The organism is Methanobrevibacter sp. (genome assembly GCF_045126245.1).
In the GTDB taxonomy this organism is placed as follows: Archaea; Methanobacteriota; Methanobacteria; order Methanobacteriales; family Methanobacteriaceae; genus Methanocatella.
This window is the reverse complement of sequence record NZ_JBGVOG010000066.1, coordinates 1-13,548: the sequence shown is the minus strand read 5'-3', so window position 1 is coordinate 13,548 and position 13,548 is coordinate 1. Positions and strand designations below refer to the sequence as shown.

Below are 13,548 nucleotides of genomic sequence, written 5' to 3'. Positions count from 1 at the left end.
ACCATCCCTATAGGAATGAGTGCAATTAGGATAAATAAAATAAAAAGAATAGGTAATTTCTTAAGATTTCTAAAAGGATACTTTAGGGAATTTGATATTATCTTGCCAACATTCATAAAACCGCCTCAATCAAAACTGCTTCTCCACATGCCATTTTTCGTGAATTGTTCGAATAGTCACCTAAATCCGTTATCTGATACGACATGATCATCTGAAAATAAATACTGGGTTTTTCTCCTGATTGAATACTTCCGCCTGTTCACCATTGTAGTTTAAGAAAAGTGAATTGGAATCTGTTACATCGCCGACAACCGCCGCTTCAATTGAAAATCTTGAAAGGTATTCTTTAATATAATCACAGTGCTCCTCATCGGCAGTGAAAACAAATCCAGAACCCGGATAAGACCTAAGCCAATCAACCCATTCAACACCCTCATTTCTAGGAATGTCTTCCAAATTGACGATTGCCCCTTTCTTGGAAGTCTCCAAAAGCATTTCCAAAGTTCCCAAGATGCCCGGATTTGAAATGTCCTTACCTGATTTGATGCATCCTTTTTCTGCCAAATGCTGAACGGCAGTAATTTGGTCCTGCACCAATTGAGCATCCTTATCATAGGTGGTATCCCAATTTAGGCTAAACATCTCATGAGGTTTCCCGTCAAGGTCAATTGCAACAATAACCCTATCACCCGCTTCAGCTCCGAAACTGGTGATTATCTTATCCTTTTGGGCAATGCCTACAATTGCCACACCCAAGGAGTCAACCTCGCCGTCAGGATGCAGATGACCCCCAACCATAGGAACACCAAATTTCAAGCATCCATCCTTGATTCCGTTTAACAAATCCTCATAAATCCCATCATTGCTGATTGACATTATATTTACCATAGCCAGAGGTTTTCCGCCCATTGCTGCAATATCATTCACATTAACCAGAACGGAACAATATCCTGCCCAGTAAGGGTTGACATTCATTATATCCCCCCAAATTCCATCGGCAGCAATTAGCATAACCTGATTGTTTCCAATATCAATAGCTGAAGCATCATCCCCGATATCAATAACAACATTTCCGGAAACATTATAGGATTCTTTTAAAAGAGAAATGACATTATCTATTGAGCTTTTACGTGATACTCCCTTAAATTCTTGAATAGATTTAACAAGATTTTCAAAATCCAATATTACACTTCCTAATTTAGTTAATATAATTAATTTTGTATTTGCAGTTAATAGTATTTATTATTTCGACAATTTTTTCTTCAACTTGGCGAATATCTGAAAAGCCTGAATTTACATGATTGCCGTCAAACAGTTCCCTTTCAATAGCTTGTCCGCACACATCATCAAAACCGCTTTCAACTTCAAAGATGATGGAATTTTTGGCCTTGAATCCATCTTCCACGACCTTATCCAAATCACCGTCAGTTATTCCAACTATTGGTATATCAAACCTATATAAAATGTCAGAAGATATCAAGGTCGTATCATCACCCACAGTAACGACAACATCACAATTCCTGAATTTATAAACGTCCTCACCGGCATGATCCAGAAACGCGACTTTAAATTCTTCATCATTTTCATTTTTATCCAAAATACGTGGAGTGACTTTGGCCTTTCTTAAAAGCCCCGTTTTAATGATGGCACTTTCAATGTCAACTTCACCCAATTTTTCAAGGCCATGAGCTTTAAGAGTTCCGCCAATTATATCAACAATATGATTGTCCTTTGCAATTAAAACAAGCTTATCAGAATCAGTTTTTCCAATGACAACACTGTTCACCATAATGTTTTCACCGGGGCTTACACCATGAACAATCCTGTGCGTGTGATTGTCAGGAATATTATCCTGTTTAATGTGGTTATTATAGATCTCCTCAGGACTGACAATGTCTAAATTTAATCTTTTAGACAATTCCATTGCCAAATCCAATCCATTATTCCAACAGATAATGCTACCGTCCTCTTCACCAGGCCTTTCAATTTGTATGACCGGAATGGAATTATTATCAATTTTATTTAAATAATGATTATAAACCTTATATCCGAAAACCTGTCCTGTCACATTGGATTTTCCATAATTAAGTAAAAAAATCACATCAACGCCATCGTCATGAAATATTTTCAATGAATCGCTTGGAACAAGTTTTTTTCTAATGTTGATTGTATTTTCCAAACTGGCATCAATTACTGCAGTCCTGCCCATAGTTCCGCCAAGTCTTGCAGAAACCTCCCCATAATCGTAAAGCAGATTAATTAATTTCAAGGCATATCCCGAATCAATAATATTCGGACCGTGAACAACTACTCCAATCCTCATTTATTCACCTTAATTCTTTTTTTAAATATTTTAGATCCGCAAATTTCACAGTCATCAAAGGGATAATCTTCACCATACTCCCTCTTACATCCTTCACAAACCTTTTTCCAATTGTAAACTTCCTTTATTCCCTCGGTAATAATTCCAGAATAGGAAATCCCCATTATTTTCAATGCATTTTGAATAGTATAATCATCGCTGATAACCTTTACATTTTTGCCTTGTTTAGAAAACATGTAAGCCAGTGAAATTAATTTCTTATCCGGAAGGGATAACCTCAAAATATCTCCAGATTGTGAAATAATATCTTCAACTGCATCAATGCTTTCAGAAGTAACATCCTGAATAATCAATCTATTTTCTTCAATTGCCGTATCAAACTTTAAACGTGACTCAAAATCCTTAATCTCAGCTGTAATTTCTGGAACTGTGAAATTGTATTCTGTTTCCAACTGAAATCCATTGATAAATGCAGATGCGTCCAATACATAAAAAATTTCCATGAACATATTTTTATTTTATAAACTAATAAAAGTTAGTAATTTTTTGGAATGTAAATTATTATAAATTGGAGTTAAATTGGGAAGAAATTTGTATTAAATTTGAGTTAATTTAGAAGAAATTTTGAAAAATGTTTATAAGATTTAATAATTAAATCAAATATTGTAGTGAAATTCATGAAAAATATTCATTATATTCATGAATTGAACAAAATGGAGGTGAAAAAAATGATTAGCCATTATAATTTAAATAATGATATAAAATTTCTTGCAAAATCAGAAATTAGACTTAAAATTTTAGGCGAATTGCAAAAGAGACCCAAATCCATTAAAGAACTTGTAAAGGATACAAAAATTACCTATAGTTCCGTTTCAAGCAATTTATCAAAACTTGAAGAAAAGGAATACATTGTAAAAAACAGGAACAAGTATCATTTAAAACCGTTGAGTGAAATTTATTACAAAAGTTTGATGGACTTTAAAGCAAGTATCGATTTAATTAACGATTTTAATGAATTTTGGGACAAACATAACATTGACCAATTGAGTATAGATTCTATCCAAAACATCAATGATTTAAAAGACTCAGAATTAATTGAAACAACACCTATCGACATATACAAAACACACAATACAATTAAAGATAGAATTACTGAATCTGAAAATATTAAGGCAATATTTCCATATCTTCATCCGGAATATCCTCACCTGATTGAAGACATGCTGAAAAAAGAGGGATCTGTCGAACTGCTTATTCCAAGAAATATGTTTCGTGAAATAATTTTTAAAATTGATAATGAAACAAGGAAAAATGCCGCAAAAAACGGGAAACTCAAAGTCCACACAACAAAGCATGATTTAAAACTATATCTAACTTTGTGCGATAAATCCATGAGTTTAGGATTATTTAAAAACGATGGAAGTTTTGATCAAAATCGAATACTGATTTCTGAAAATGAAAAATCATTATTTTGGGCAAATAATCTATTTGAAACAATATTACAACAGGTATGATTAAAATGACAAATCCACAGACTAAAGAAGAATTAAATAATGAATTCAAAAACATTAAATATATATTAACATCAACCATGCGAAGCAAGCTATTATTAACAATGTATACCGGACCTAAAAACCTGGAAGAACTAAGAGAGGAACTTAAAAAACCTTCTGCAACAATTTTACATGGCCTTAAAGAATTGGAAACCATAAATTTAATAAAAAAAGTCCAAAAACAATATCAATTAACTTCAAACGGTTTCCTGTTAGCTACAAATATGGTGAAGTTAATTGAAAACTGGGTTTCAATAAACAACGACGTTTCATTTTGGAACAACCATGCGCTTGAAGACATTCCGGAAGAATTTCTCAAAAACATGCATCTTTTAAAAGATGCCACGTACATAAAATCAACCACAAGCGATTTATCAAATGCATTTAACAAATATATCAAACTAATCTCAGATTCACAAGAACTAAGAATAATAATGCCGATATACTCAGAAAACCATTTAAAACATATTATTGAATTATTAAACAATAATAAATTAAGATATTTAGAACTGATTGTTAGTAAGGACATTTTAAATTCGATTAAATTAAACGACTCTTTTAGAAAATCACTGGTGAAAAATAAAAAAGTCAAAATAATATGTATAAAAAAGAATTTGAAATTATTTTTAACCCACTCTAAGGAATTTATGTCACTTACACTGTTTTTTAAAGATGGACATTACGATGATTCACAGATCTTAATTGGAAAATCAGAAAACGCTCGAAAATGGGGTGCAAATATAATCAACTATTACGAGAGGGTGATAAATGAAGAATCAATATAACATATTCAAATACGAAAACAAAGAGATGGTAGACTTATTACTTGGTAGAAAAGGTGGAAAAACAACAATGAAAATTATCGATCAATTACTATATCGACCACACAGCATTACTCAATTATCTAAAGTTTTAAAACTAGATTATAAAACCATACAATACCATATAGAATTGATTTTAAGAATCGAACTTGTTGAGCATAACAATAAAAAATATGGAACTCTTTACTACCCTACAAAAAAATTAATAAATAATTTAAAGGAATATGAACAAATAAAAAAATACTTAAATGAATTATAAAAGTGATAAATGATGAAAAGTGAAACAGCCAAAGAACATCAAAGTGAATCATCAAAAGATATCTCATGTGGAGTAATAACTCTTAGTGACAGCAGAAAATCAAAAAAATTAGATTTATCCGGCCAATATATGGCTGAAGAAATCGAAAAAAGGTATACCCTAAAATCAAGAAAATTAATTCCGGATGAAAAGGATGATTTAATTAATGCTATCGAAGAAATGATATCTGAAGGAAACGATGTTATCTTAACAACTGGCGGAACTGGATTGGATACCAGAGACATTACAGTTGAAACTGTTGAGGAACTTTTTGTTAAAAAATTAGACGGATTTGGTGAACTGTTTCGAGCAAAATCATATGATGAAATCGGGGCTGCGGCATTATTGTCCAGAGCTACTGCAGGAATATACAAAAAAACAGTTATATTTTCAATGCCTGGCTCACCAAATGCGGTTAAAACTGCATTCAGCATCATAATTGATGAACTACCCCATATCGTCCACCATGTAAAAAAATAGTAATTTAAAATGATGAAATTAATTTTCATCATTTCTTTTTTTAATCAAAAAACTCATTTACACATATTAAAGGTTCTAATGTAATTCCTTCTTTTTTGAACTCTTCAACAGCACCTTCTTGCCTATCAACAACAACGAATGCCCTTTTTACATTGCCTCCATTATCCTGAATAGCTTTTATAGCTTTTAAAAGTGAACCTCCAGTAGTTGATACATCTTCAACAACAATGACATCGTCACCTTCAAAAAGTTCGCCTTCAATGAGCTTTGAAGTACCGTAACCCTTCTTTTCTTTACGAATCATTAATAAAGGGAGTTTTGATTCTAAAGAAACAGCTGTAGCTATTGGAACTGCACCTAAAGCAGGCCCTGCAACCTTATCAATTTCATCATCCTTAATTTTCTCAGTAATTAATTTTGAAATTGTGGATAAAATTTCAGGTTCTGTAATAGCCTTTTTCATATTGATATAATAATTGCTTTTCTTACCTGAAGATAATGTGAAATCCCCTTCAAGGAAAACTTCGTTTTCTTTTAAAAGATCAATCAAATATTCTTTAGAAACCATGTTAATCAGTTAAATGTCGTCTTCACCTTTAAGTAAAACCTTATCACCAATTACTTTAACAAGTTCCATCGGAATAACATTTTCACTAGCTTTAATCTGTTCTGAAAATCCGGATTTTTTAATTACTATATCAGTGATTTCAAATGTATCCTTGTCAAAAATGACATCTGCAATTTTACCGACAATTTGAATTTCAGCATCGAGAACTTCTTTACCAAACAATTCATCTTTAATTCTCATATAATCACCTAATATTTTGTAATGTAATATTTGATTATTCAATTTAAAATACATTTAGTTTCTCAACAAATCAAAAGTAAAAATTTATCTAAAAAACAAAATTGTATTTATTATAAACAACATAATAACAATATTGTTTTCAGGGTGAAAATATGCAAGATGAATACTTAACAGTATCTCAAATTAATGCCTACATTAACAGAAAGCTGAAACTTGATCCTAATCTAAAAAACATTTATGTAAAAGGTGAATTATCCAATATTAACATATATAGGAGCGGACACATCTATTTTACACTAAAAGATGAAGGCGCGCAGATTTCAGCAGTGATGTTTAAAGGAATGGCCCGATTCCTGGAATTCGAACCTAAAGATGGTATGAAAGTAATTGTCAAAGGTAAAATTGAAGTTTATGAAAAAAGTGGTAAATATCAATTATATGTTGCCAGAATGACAAAAGACGGAATTGGAGAATTATACGAGGCTTATGAAAAATTAAAAAAGAAACTCGAAAATGAAGGCTTATTTGATACTACACACAAAAAAGAAATACCTAAATATCCTAAAAAAATAGGAGTTGTAACCGCAGAAACTGGAGCTGCTATACGGGACATAATAACAACAATAAAGAAAAGATATCCATATTGTGAAATATTAGTCTTTTCAACACTTGTTCAAGGAAATCTGGCGGCACCCCAAATTGTTAGACAAATACGGCATGCACAACAATATGATATTGATACACTTATTGTTGGACGTGGAGGGGGCAGTATAGAAGATCTATGGCCATTCAATGAAGAAATTGTTGCAAGAGCAATTTATGAATGTGAAATTCCCGTAATCAGTGCAGTGGGCCACGAAGTTGACTGTACAATATCGGATTATGTTGCTGATAAGCGAGCCCCAACACCAACCGGAGCTGCAATGATTGCGGTGCCCGACATCAATGAAATTACATTGAAATTAGACCAATTAACTGAAAGAATAAATAAAAGCATTAATGATAAAATTACTCAAAACAGATTAAAGATAGATGCTATTTCTCAAAAACAAATTCTTAAGAATCCCGAATCTATTTATGAAATAAAAGGAATGAATTTAGACAATTTACTGAACAAATTAGAATATGCCTCAAAAAGCATTATACTTGAAAATAAAAATAAATTATTCAAATTAGAGAATAAAAATATTTTAAAAAATCCTGATGAACTGCTTAGAATAAAAAAAGAGAACTATTTAAAAAACCTTAACAAATTGGAAGTGCTCAATCCTCTTTTAACTTTAAAAAGAGGATACACATTAACAAAAGTTGAAGGCAAAATAATATCCTCCTCTAAAGATGTTAAATCAGGAGATAAACTAGATGTTGAATTTGATGATGGAACAATTAATACAAAGGTGATATGAATGGATAATTTAAGTTTTGAAGAAAGTTTAGAAAAATTAGAAGAAATCGTTAACAAATTGGAAAATGGAGATGTGCCATTGGATGATGCAATTGATGAATTTAAAAAAGCGATGGATTTGGTCAACATATGCAATACCAAATTAAACAATGCTGAAGAGGCAATTGCCAAAATAGTTCAAGACAATGGCGATATTGTTGACTTTAATATGAATGAATAAAATAGTTTATCCAATACTGTAATAGCTTTTTTATTGGATAACTATTACAATTTTCTTTTATAATCCTTTTTGATAAGTCAAATGCATCTTCCTTTTTAATCAGACCGCAATCGACCTCATCAATCAGATTTAAAACTGAACTGGCAACGGCAACATTATCCTGCTTTTTCATTTCCTTTTGCAGTGATTTAATAAATTCAAATTTATCGCAGCCCAGATTATCATAAAACTCATTAATGTCTAATTTATACCTGTTTAATCTGACTAAAACATTTGACTGTGATTTTGGAGATATCCAAACCTGCTTTTTAATAGCCTTCTTGACAGATTCAATGATGCACTGGCCTATTAACTCACCGAGTTTTGAATGTTTTCCTGCATTTGTTAAGACATTATCAGATTCCAAATTGGAAAATATGCATAATCCGTCGGTACCGGTTCCAGTTGCATAACCGTTGGAGTACTGTGATGGAATTTTCAAATCATTTAAAGCCACAGTTTTTGCTTCAGTTGCACTCATGAAGGCATCAAGTAACGTTTCATAGTCCAGATGGGCATTGATTAGAATTATTGTATTTATTGTGCCGAACTTTCCATTTTCTTCATAAAATGATGCGGGGTCACCTGCCTTAACGGCATTGGTTCTAACCCCTGCGGTTGTCAGTGCGGTTACCTCTAAGTTTTCATATGCTTTAGTTACAATACTCACATGATTCATTTCCGCAAGTGTAGTTAAACCGCTGGAAGTGGCATGATCAATATCCAATGACTTGCAATGATTAATCAGGTATTCGCATAAATCATGATTTTCAAGATAATCAATATTTTCCTGTGACAAATGATGGTTAAAAACGCTTTTGAAATTATTGGAAAATCCCCCATTCAGTTTTGAAGTGGAAATTCCATTACGCCTAACATTGAATTTGACAAAAATAGTGTCTTTCAGGTAATATATTTCATCATCAAGGGATGTTTTTAAAATAAGTCTATTGGAATACATAAAAAATAAAAAAAAAGAAAAGAAATTAATTAAAATTTCTTTATGCTTACATCATTGGAGGCATTCCGCCCATTGCGGAAGGATCCATACCCATATCTTCTGGGCCTCTGGTTGATGCAATTACATCATCAATTCTTAAAATCATTTCAGCTGCTTCGGATGCAGATTGGATAGCTTGTTTTTTGACACGTTTTGGTTCAATTACACCAGCTTCTTTCATGTCTGCTACTTCACCAGTGAATACATCTAATCCCATGTATGGAGAGTCTTCTTGTGCTGCTCTTAAATCCACTAAGGAATCGATGCTGTCTAAACCTGCGTTTTCAGCTAAGGTTTTAGGTACGATTTCTAAAGCTTCTGCAAATGCGTTTACAGCTAATTGTTCTCTTCCAGAAATGGATTCTGCGTAATCTTTGAGTTTTTTAGCCATTGCGATTTCAGGAGCTCCTCCACCTGCAACAACTTGGTCATCTTCAACAGTAGCTGCTACTACACCAATTGCATCTTCAATTGCCCTTACAATTTCAGCTACAATGTGTTTGGTACTTCCTCTTACGAATAATGTTACGGATTTAGCTCCGCTGCATTCTTCTACAAAAATCATTTCTTCGCCGGAGATTTTTCTTTCTTCCACAGTTCCAGCTTGACCTAAATCATCAGCAGTTAAATCATCTAAGTTGGTGATGACGCTTGCACCGGTTGCTCTGGATAATTTTTCAATGTCAGATTTTTTAACTCTTCTTACAGCTAAAACGCCAGCTTTGGATAAGTAATGTTGTGCTAAATCATCAATACCTTTTTGTGCGAATAATACGTTTGCACCAGCATCAACGATTTTGTTAACCATATCTTTAACCATTTTTTCTTCTTGTTCGATGAAAGCTTGCATTTGAGCAGGATCAGTAATGGTAATTTCAGCGTCCATTTCGGTTTCTTTAACTTCTAATGGAGTGTTGATTAATGCGATTTTTGCATCTTTGATTTCAGATGGCATACCTGGGTGCACTCTTTCTTTGTCTACAATTACACCTTCAACTAAGCCTGATTCTTCAACAACAGCACCATCTTTTTTCTCGATTTTAATATTGTCAGTGTCTACGCCATCTTCATCAGCAACTGCTTCTACAGCATCAACGATTAATTTTGCTAATGGTTCACGTGCTGCTTCAGTTCCTTTACCAGTCATAGCAGTCATAGCTACTTTCATTAAGGTTTCAGAGTCAATTTCTTCGATAGCAATTTCATCTAAAATTTCTTGTGCTTTTTCAGCTGCTTTTCTGTAACCCATAGCTATGATAGTTGGGTGAATGTCGGAGTCAAGTAAAGTTTCGGATTTTTTTAATAATTCACCAGCAATGATTACTGCAGTAGTGGTTCCGTCCCCAACTTCGTCTTCTTGGGTTTTTGCTACTTCCACGAGCATTTTTGCTGCTGGGTGTTCAATATCCATTTCTTTTAAGATAGTAACTCCATCGTTTGTTACTACAATATCTCCAAGTCCGTCAACTAACATTTTGTCCATTCCTTTAGGACCTAAAGTAGTTCTTACAGTTTCAGCTAATACTTTACCAGCTAAAATGTTATTTCTTTGAGCATCTCTGCCGACAGACCTGTTAGTACCTTCAGGTAAGATAAAAATTGGTTGTCCTTGTGCCATTAATAATCACCTTTTTTTAATTTTATAAATAATTAGATCAGTTTAATTATCAACATGAGAAAATAAGTTATAGTGTTGACTAAACCTTTCTACTTAATACATGAGTTTAAGGTTATATAAATACTTTATGGTATAAAGTAAATTAAAGTAAGAAAAATATTTTTCATAACCTGAAGAAATTAAAAGAGAAAAACACCCTGCAGTTAACCATCAATATAATTAAAGGAAAGTATGATTAAATCAACAGTTATTAATTTGAAATTGTGTTTTATAATATGAAACTATATTTTAAATATGGCAAGACATTAATTCCTAAAGATAGTCTGATTGAATGTAGATGCAGTAATGAAGATTCAACTGCTGATGAACATTATGCAAAAATGCAATATTTTTTTATATTTCAGAATATATTAAAAATAGCAGATAACTGTGGCTAATACAAGACAAAAATAATAAAAAAAAGTTAAAGTAGGTAGAATTATCTACCCTGTTTTTTCTCCAATCTGAAAGGCGGAGTTACATCCATGGTGTCATAGGCTTCCTGTTCTTCTTGAAGCTCATTGAAGAAAGCATTGATTTCTTCCAGCCTTTTGATTTTGTCATTTTTCCTACTTAACTCATTTTGGAGTTTAAGATACTCTTCTTTAGGAATAGTCTGCTCTTTTAAGAACTTGAGTTCATTATCTTTTGAAGCAATCTCATTTTCCAATTTTGTTTGAAGGGAAATATATTCGGAACGAGGGATAGATTGTTCCTTCAAATATTCAAGTTCAGTATTGGTGGCAGCAAGTTTGCTTTCCAGTTTATTTGTAACTGAGATATGCTCTTCTCTAGGAATAGTTTTTTCTTTAAGGTTATTGAGTAAAGTATCCAAATTACTAATTTCAGATTCGAATTGTGATTGTAAATTTGTATATTCTTCTTTTGGGATAGTGTGTTCTTTCAAGTTAGTTATTTCAGCATCCATTGCACTGATTTCAGATTCGAACTGGGTTTGAAGATTGAGATAATCTTCTTTAGGAATTGTTTGCTCTTTTAAAATATCTAGCTGATTATCTCTTTTGGTGATTTCATTATCTTTAATGATAAGTTCATTATTTTTAATCTCAATCTGCTTTTCAAGTTCCATGATTTGGTTTTGGAACTCAACATTATTTTCCAACTTGAGAACCCTGATTTTATATTCATCGATGGTTCTTGAAAGAGAATTGATCTGAGCGTCTTTTTCAGCTACACTTCTGAAAGATTCGTTTAATCTTTCATTGACATCAGCCAATTCTTTTTTCTTGTAATCCCTCAACTGTTCAGCGAAATATTCCTTAATTTCATCAAGAGAATTATTGACATAATCCAGTTCATAGATCCTGTCTTCCTGATTCTTAATTAAAATATCTTTTTCATCAAGTTGTTTTTTCAATAAGTTGATTTCGTCTTCTGCTTTGAACTTAATAACAGAAACTTCTTTTTCTTTCTCAATAATATCTTTTTCGAGCTCTTTTATCCTTAATGGAGTATTATCATTTGCTTTTTCAACTTCAAGTTTTGTCAGGTCTAATTTTAGACTATTAAGCTCCAATAGGCAAGATCGAATTAAAGATTGTAGAGTATCTTTTTCAGCATCAATTCCTATTTGCATTCTATCCCTTAGTTAAAATTTTTATCCCAATATCGATTTCAAATTATTACTATTAACGAATTTGAAAACTTCGATATATTGTACAATATAATTCCTTGATATAAAATATTAATTTCATACTATTTAAATTAAACCCTTATAGAAACCTACAAATAAAATTAAAAACAATTAGAAAAAAGAATTAAAAAATAAAAAATTTAAAAAAAAATAAGAAAAATAAATGGATAAAATCATAGGATTTTATCATTGATTAATTCAGCATTTAATATAGAAGCTCCAGCAGCTCCACGAACAGTATTATGTCCAACAAGAACATATTTAAAGCTGTTATCAAATGCTTGGTCTTTTCTTAGTCTACCAACACTAACAGCCATACCATTACTTGCATTTCTGTCCATTCTAGGCTGAGGCCTGTCGTCTTCATCTCTGACAATTACTGGATTTTCAGGAGCTGAGAATAGATTTAATTCTTGTGGCAATCCTTTAAAGTTTGCCATACTATCTCTCACATCCCCCATGTCAAAGTCATCATCCAACTCAATAAATACCGCTTCAGTATGACCATCAATTACAGGTACCCTATGACAAGATGCACTCAATTTGAAATCTGCATTGATTACATCACTGCCATCGAAAGAACCCAACAGATATAAGGATTCGCTTTCCATTTTTTCTTCTTCCCCACCAATGTAAGGAACAAGATTATCGACAATGGCCATTGATGGCACTCCATTATAACCAGCACCGGATACTGCTTGCATTGTTGAGACTCTAACAGATTTTACATTAAAATTATCAACAACAGGTTTTAATGTTAATGCTAAAGCGATAGTGGAACAGTTAGGATTGGTTACAATGAATCCGTCCCAATCATTTTCCTTTTGTTGCGCATCAATCATGTCTAAACACTGAGGATTAACTTCTGGAATTACTAACGGAATATTTTTCTTCATTCTGTGCGCACTTGCATTACTTGCGACAACATAATCACGAGCAAAATCCTTTTCAACTTTAAGGGCAAAGTCAGCTGGAAGTGATGAAAATACAATATCCACATCATTATCCATAGCATCAGGATTAGTTTCTGTAACTACAATGTCCCTGACAGACTCAGGCATTGCATCATTCATATACCAAGTTGTAGCGTCCTCATATCTTTTACCTGCAGAACGAGAAGACGCTGCTAAAGCAGTAATCTCAAAATCAGGATGATTTTCAAGTAATTGAATAAATTTTTGACCTACCATCCCAGTTGCACCAAGAACTCCAACATTTACCATATAACTCACCTATTCTAAACCTAAAACATCATTCATACTGCTAACAATACCTTTTTCAGCATTTGGA

The 13,548-nt window shown here is 32.4% G+C and carries 15 protein-coding genes; 6 read left to right on the top strand and 9 right to left on the bottom strand.

The features are described 5' to 3' along the window. Positions 1–207 precede the first annotated feature (207 nt). From ACJMLZ_RS05220 to ACJMLZ_RS05210, 3 genes are read right to left on the bottom strand one after another with little or no spacing between them, the layout of a single operon-like run. Positions 208–1,182 carry a methanogenesis marker 2 protein gene (locus ACJMLZ_RS05220; RefSeq protein WP_405304302.1) on the bottom strand — a complete coding sequence of 325 codons (975 nt, stop codon included), beginning with the start codon at positions 1,180–1,182 and terminating at the stop codon, positions 208–210. A 16-nt stretch (positions 1,183–1,198) separates the two neighbouring features. Then, complete coding sequence (locus ACJMLZ_RS05215; RefSeq protein ID WP_405304301.1) at positions 1,199–2,323, bottom strand: DUF2117 domain-containing protein; 1,125 nt, start codon at positions 2,321–2,323, stop codon at positions 1,199–1,201. Further along, complete coding sequence (locus tag ACJMLZ_RS05210) at positions 2,320–2,826, bottom strand: ribonuclease VapC (protein WP_405304300.1); 507 nt, start codon at positions 2,824–2,826, stop codon at positions 2,320–2,322. The genes ACJMLZ_RS05215 and ACJMLZ_RS05210 overlap by 4 nt, the downstream gene beginning before the upstream one ends. Positions 2,827–3,051: 225 nt before the next feature. Between ACJMLZ_RS05210 and ACJMLZ_RS05205 the strand changes: the two genes are divergently transcribed. From ACJMLZ_RS05205 to ACJMLZ_RS05190, 4 genes are read left to right on the top strand one after another with little or no spacing between them, the layout of a single operon-like run. Beyond that, complete coding sequence (locus ACJMLZ_RS05205; protein WP_405304299.1) at positions 3,052–3,837, top strand: helix-turn-helix transcriptional regulator; 786 nt, start codon at positions 3,052–3,054, stop codon at positions 3,835–3,837. A 5-nt stretch (positions 3,838–3,842) separates the two neighbouring features. Further along, on the top strand, positions 3,843–4,661 hold the full coding sequence (locus tag ACJMLZ_RS05200) for a helix-turn-helix transcriptional regulator (RefSeq protein ID WP_405304298.1): 819 nt from the start codon (positions 3,843–3,845) through the stop codon (positions 4,659–4,661). Beyond that, positions 4,645–4,956, top strand: coding sequence for an ArsR/SmtB family transcription factor (locus ACJMLZ_RS05195; protein WP_405304297.1), 312 nt, complete (start codon positions 4,645–4,647; stop codon positions 4,954–4,956). The genes ACJMLZ_RS05200 and ACJMLZ_RS05195 overlap by 17 nt, the downstream gene beginning before the upstream one ends. A 12-nt stretch (positions 4,957–4,968) precedes the next feature. Continuing rightward, positions 4,969–5,475, top strand: a complete 507-nt coding sequence (locus ACJMLZ_RS05190) for a molybdenum cofactor biosynthesis protein B (protein ID WP_405304296.1) — start codon at positions 4,969–4,971, stop codon at positions 5,473–5,475. A 40-nt stretch (positions 5,476–5,515) separates the two neighbouring features. On the opposite strand, the gene pyrE is transcribed toward ACJMLZ_RS05190, so the two are convergent. Both pyrE and ACJMLZ_RS05180 read right to left on the bottom strand, forming a co-directional pair. After that, positions 5,516–6,043 carry an orotate phosphoribosyltransferase gene (pyrE, locus tag ACJMLZ_RS05185; protein WP_405304295.1) on the bottom strand — a complete coding sequence of 176 codons (528 nt, stop codon included), beginning with the start codon at positions 6,041–6,043 and terminating at the stop codon, positions 5,516–5,518. A 9-nt stretch (positions 6,044–6,052) separates the two neighbouring features. Continuing rightward, entirely contained in the window at positions 6,053–6,283 is a 231-nt protein-coding gene (locus ACJMLZ_RS05180) for a PRC-barrel domain-containing protein (protein WP_405304294.1), read from the bottom strand. Between the two features lie 152 nt (positions 6,284–6,435). Here ACJMLZ_RS05180 and xseA point away from each other — a divergent pair, with 152 nt between their 5' ends. Continuing rightward, entirely contained in the window at positions 6,436–7,689 is a 1,254-nt protein-coding gene (gene xseA / locus ACJMLZ_RS05175; RefSeq protein WP_405304293.1) for an exodeoxyribonuclease VII large subunit, read from the top strand. Next, a complete protein-coding gene (locus ACJMLZ_RS05170; protein WP_405304292.1) occupies positions 7,690–7,908 on the top strand; it encodes an exodeoxyribonuclease VII small subunit in 219 nt (72 codons plus the stop codon). On the opposite strand, the gene ACJMLZ_RS05165 is transcribed toward ACJMLZ_RS05170, so the two are convergent. The 4 genes from ACJMLZ_RS05165 to asd all read right to left on the bottom strand — a co-directional run bounded on the left by ACJMLZ_RS05165 (position 7,892) and on the right by asd (position 13,481). After that, positions 7,892–8,908, bottom strand: a complete 1,017-nt coding sequence (locus ACJMLZ_RS05165) for an adenosylcobinamide amidohydrolase (protein WP_405304291.1) — start codon at positions 8,906–8,908, stop codon at positions 7,892–7,894. The two genes, ACJMLZ_RS05170 and ACJMLZ_RS05165, sit on opposite strands and share 17 nt — an antisense overlap. A 46-nt stretch (positions 8,909–8,954) precedes the next feature. Beyond that, on the bottom strand, positions 8,955–10,565 hold the full coding sequence (gene thsA / locus ACJMLZ_RS05160; RefSeq protein WP_405304290.1) for a thermosome subunit alpha: 1,611 nt from the start codon (positions 10,563–10,565) through the stop codon (positions 8,955–8,957). Positions 10,566–11,043: 478 nt separating this feature from the next. Continuing rightward, positions 11,044–12,201, bottom strand: coding sequence for a hypothetical protein (locus ACJMLZ_RS05155; RefSeq protein WP_405304289.1), 1,158 nt, complete (start codon positions 12,199–12,201; stop codon positions 11,044–11,046). 230 nt (positions 12,202–12,431) lie between these two features. Further along, positions 12,432–13,481 carry an aspartate-semialdehyde dehydrogenase gene (asd, locus tag ACJMLZ_RS05150; RefSeq protein ID WP_405304288.1) on the bottom strand — a complete coding sequence of 350 codons (1,050 nt, stop codon included), beginning with the start codon at positions 13,479–13,481 and terminating at the stop codon, positions 12,432–12,434. Between the last annotated feature and the right edge of the window lie 67 nt (positions 13,482–13,548).

What these genes read in the sequence shown, in the direction of transcription:
- ACJMLZ_RS05215 (WP_405304301.1), bottom strand. Translation starts at nt 2,323, where the DNA reads ATGAGGATTGGAGTAGTTGTTCACGGTCCGAATATTATTGATTCGGGA.
- ACJMLZ_RS05210 (WP_405304300.1), bottom strand. Translation starts at nt 2,826, where the DNA reads ATGGAAATTTTTTATGTATTGGACGCATCTGCATTTATCAATGGATTT.
- ACJMLZ_RS05200 (WP_405304298.1), top strand. Translation starts at nt 3,843, where the DNA reads ATGACAAATCCACAGACTAAAGAAGAATTAAATAATGAATTCAAAAAC.
- pyrE (WP_405304295.1), bottom strand. Translation starts at nt 6,043, where the DNA reads ATGGTTTCTAAAGAATATTTGATTGATCTTTTAAAAGAAAACGAAGTT.
- ACJMLZ_RS05205 (WP_405304299.1), top strand. Translation starts at nt 3,052, where the DNA reads ATGATTAGCCATTATAATTTAAATAATGATATAAAATTTCTTGCAAAA.
- thsA (WP_405304290.1), bottom strand. Translation starts at nt 10,565, where the DNA reads ATGGCACAAGGACAACCAATTTTTATCTTACCTGAAGGTACTAACAGG.
- ACJMLZ_RS05170 (WP_405304292.1), top strand. Translation starts at nt 7,690, where the DNA reads ATGGATAATTTAAGTTTTGAAGAAAGTTTAGAAAAATTAGAAGAAATC.
- ACJMLZ_RS05165 (WP_405304291.1), bottom strand. Translation starts at nt 8,908, where the DNA reads ATGTATTCCAATAGACTTATTTTAAAAACATCCCTTGATGATGAAATA.
- ACJMLZ_RS05180 (WP_405304294.1), bottom strand. Translation starts at nt 6,283, where the DNA reads ATGAGAATTAAAGATGAATTGTTTGGTAAAGAAGTTCTCGATGCTGAA.
- asd (WP_405304288.1), bottom strand. Translation starts at nt 13,481, where the DNA reads ATGGTAAATGTTGGAGTTCTTGGTGCAACTGGGATGGTAGGTCAAAAA.
- xseA (WP_405304293.1), top strand. Translation starts at nt 6,436, where the DNA reads ATGCAAGATGAATACTTAACAGTATCTCAAATTAATGCCTACATTAAC.
- ACJMLZ_RS05190 (WP_405304296.1), top strand. Translation starts at nt 4,969, where the DNA reads ATGAAAAGTGAAACAGCCAAAGAACATCAAAGTGAATCATCAAAAGAT.
- ACJMLZ_RS05155 (WP_405304289.1), bottom strand. Translation starts at nt 12,201, where the DNA reads ATGCAAATAGGAATTGATGCTGAAAAAGATACTCTACAATCTTTAATT.
- ACJMLZ_RS05195 (WP_405304297.1), top strand. Translation starts at nt 4,645, where the DNA reads ATGAAGAATCAATATAACATATTCAAATACGAAAACAAAGAGATGGTA.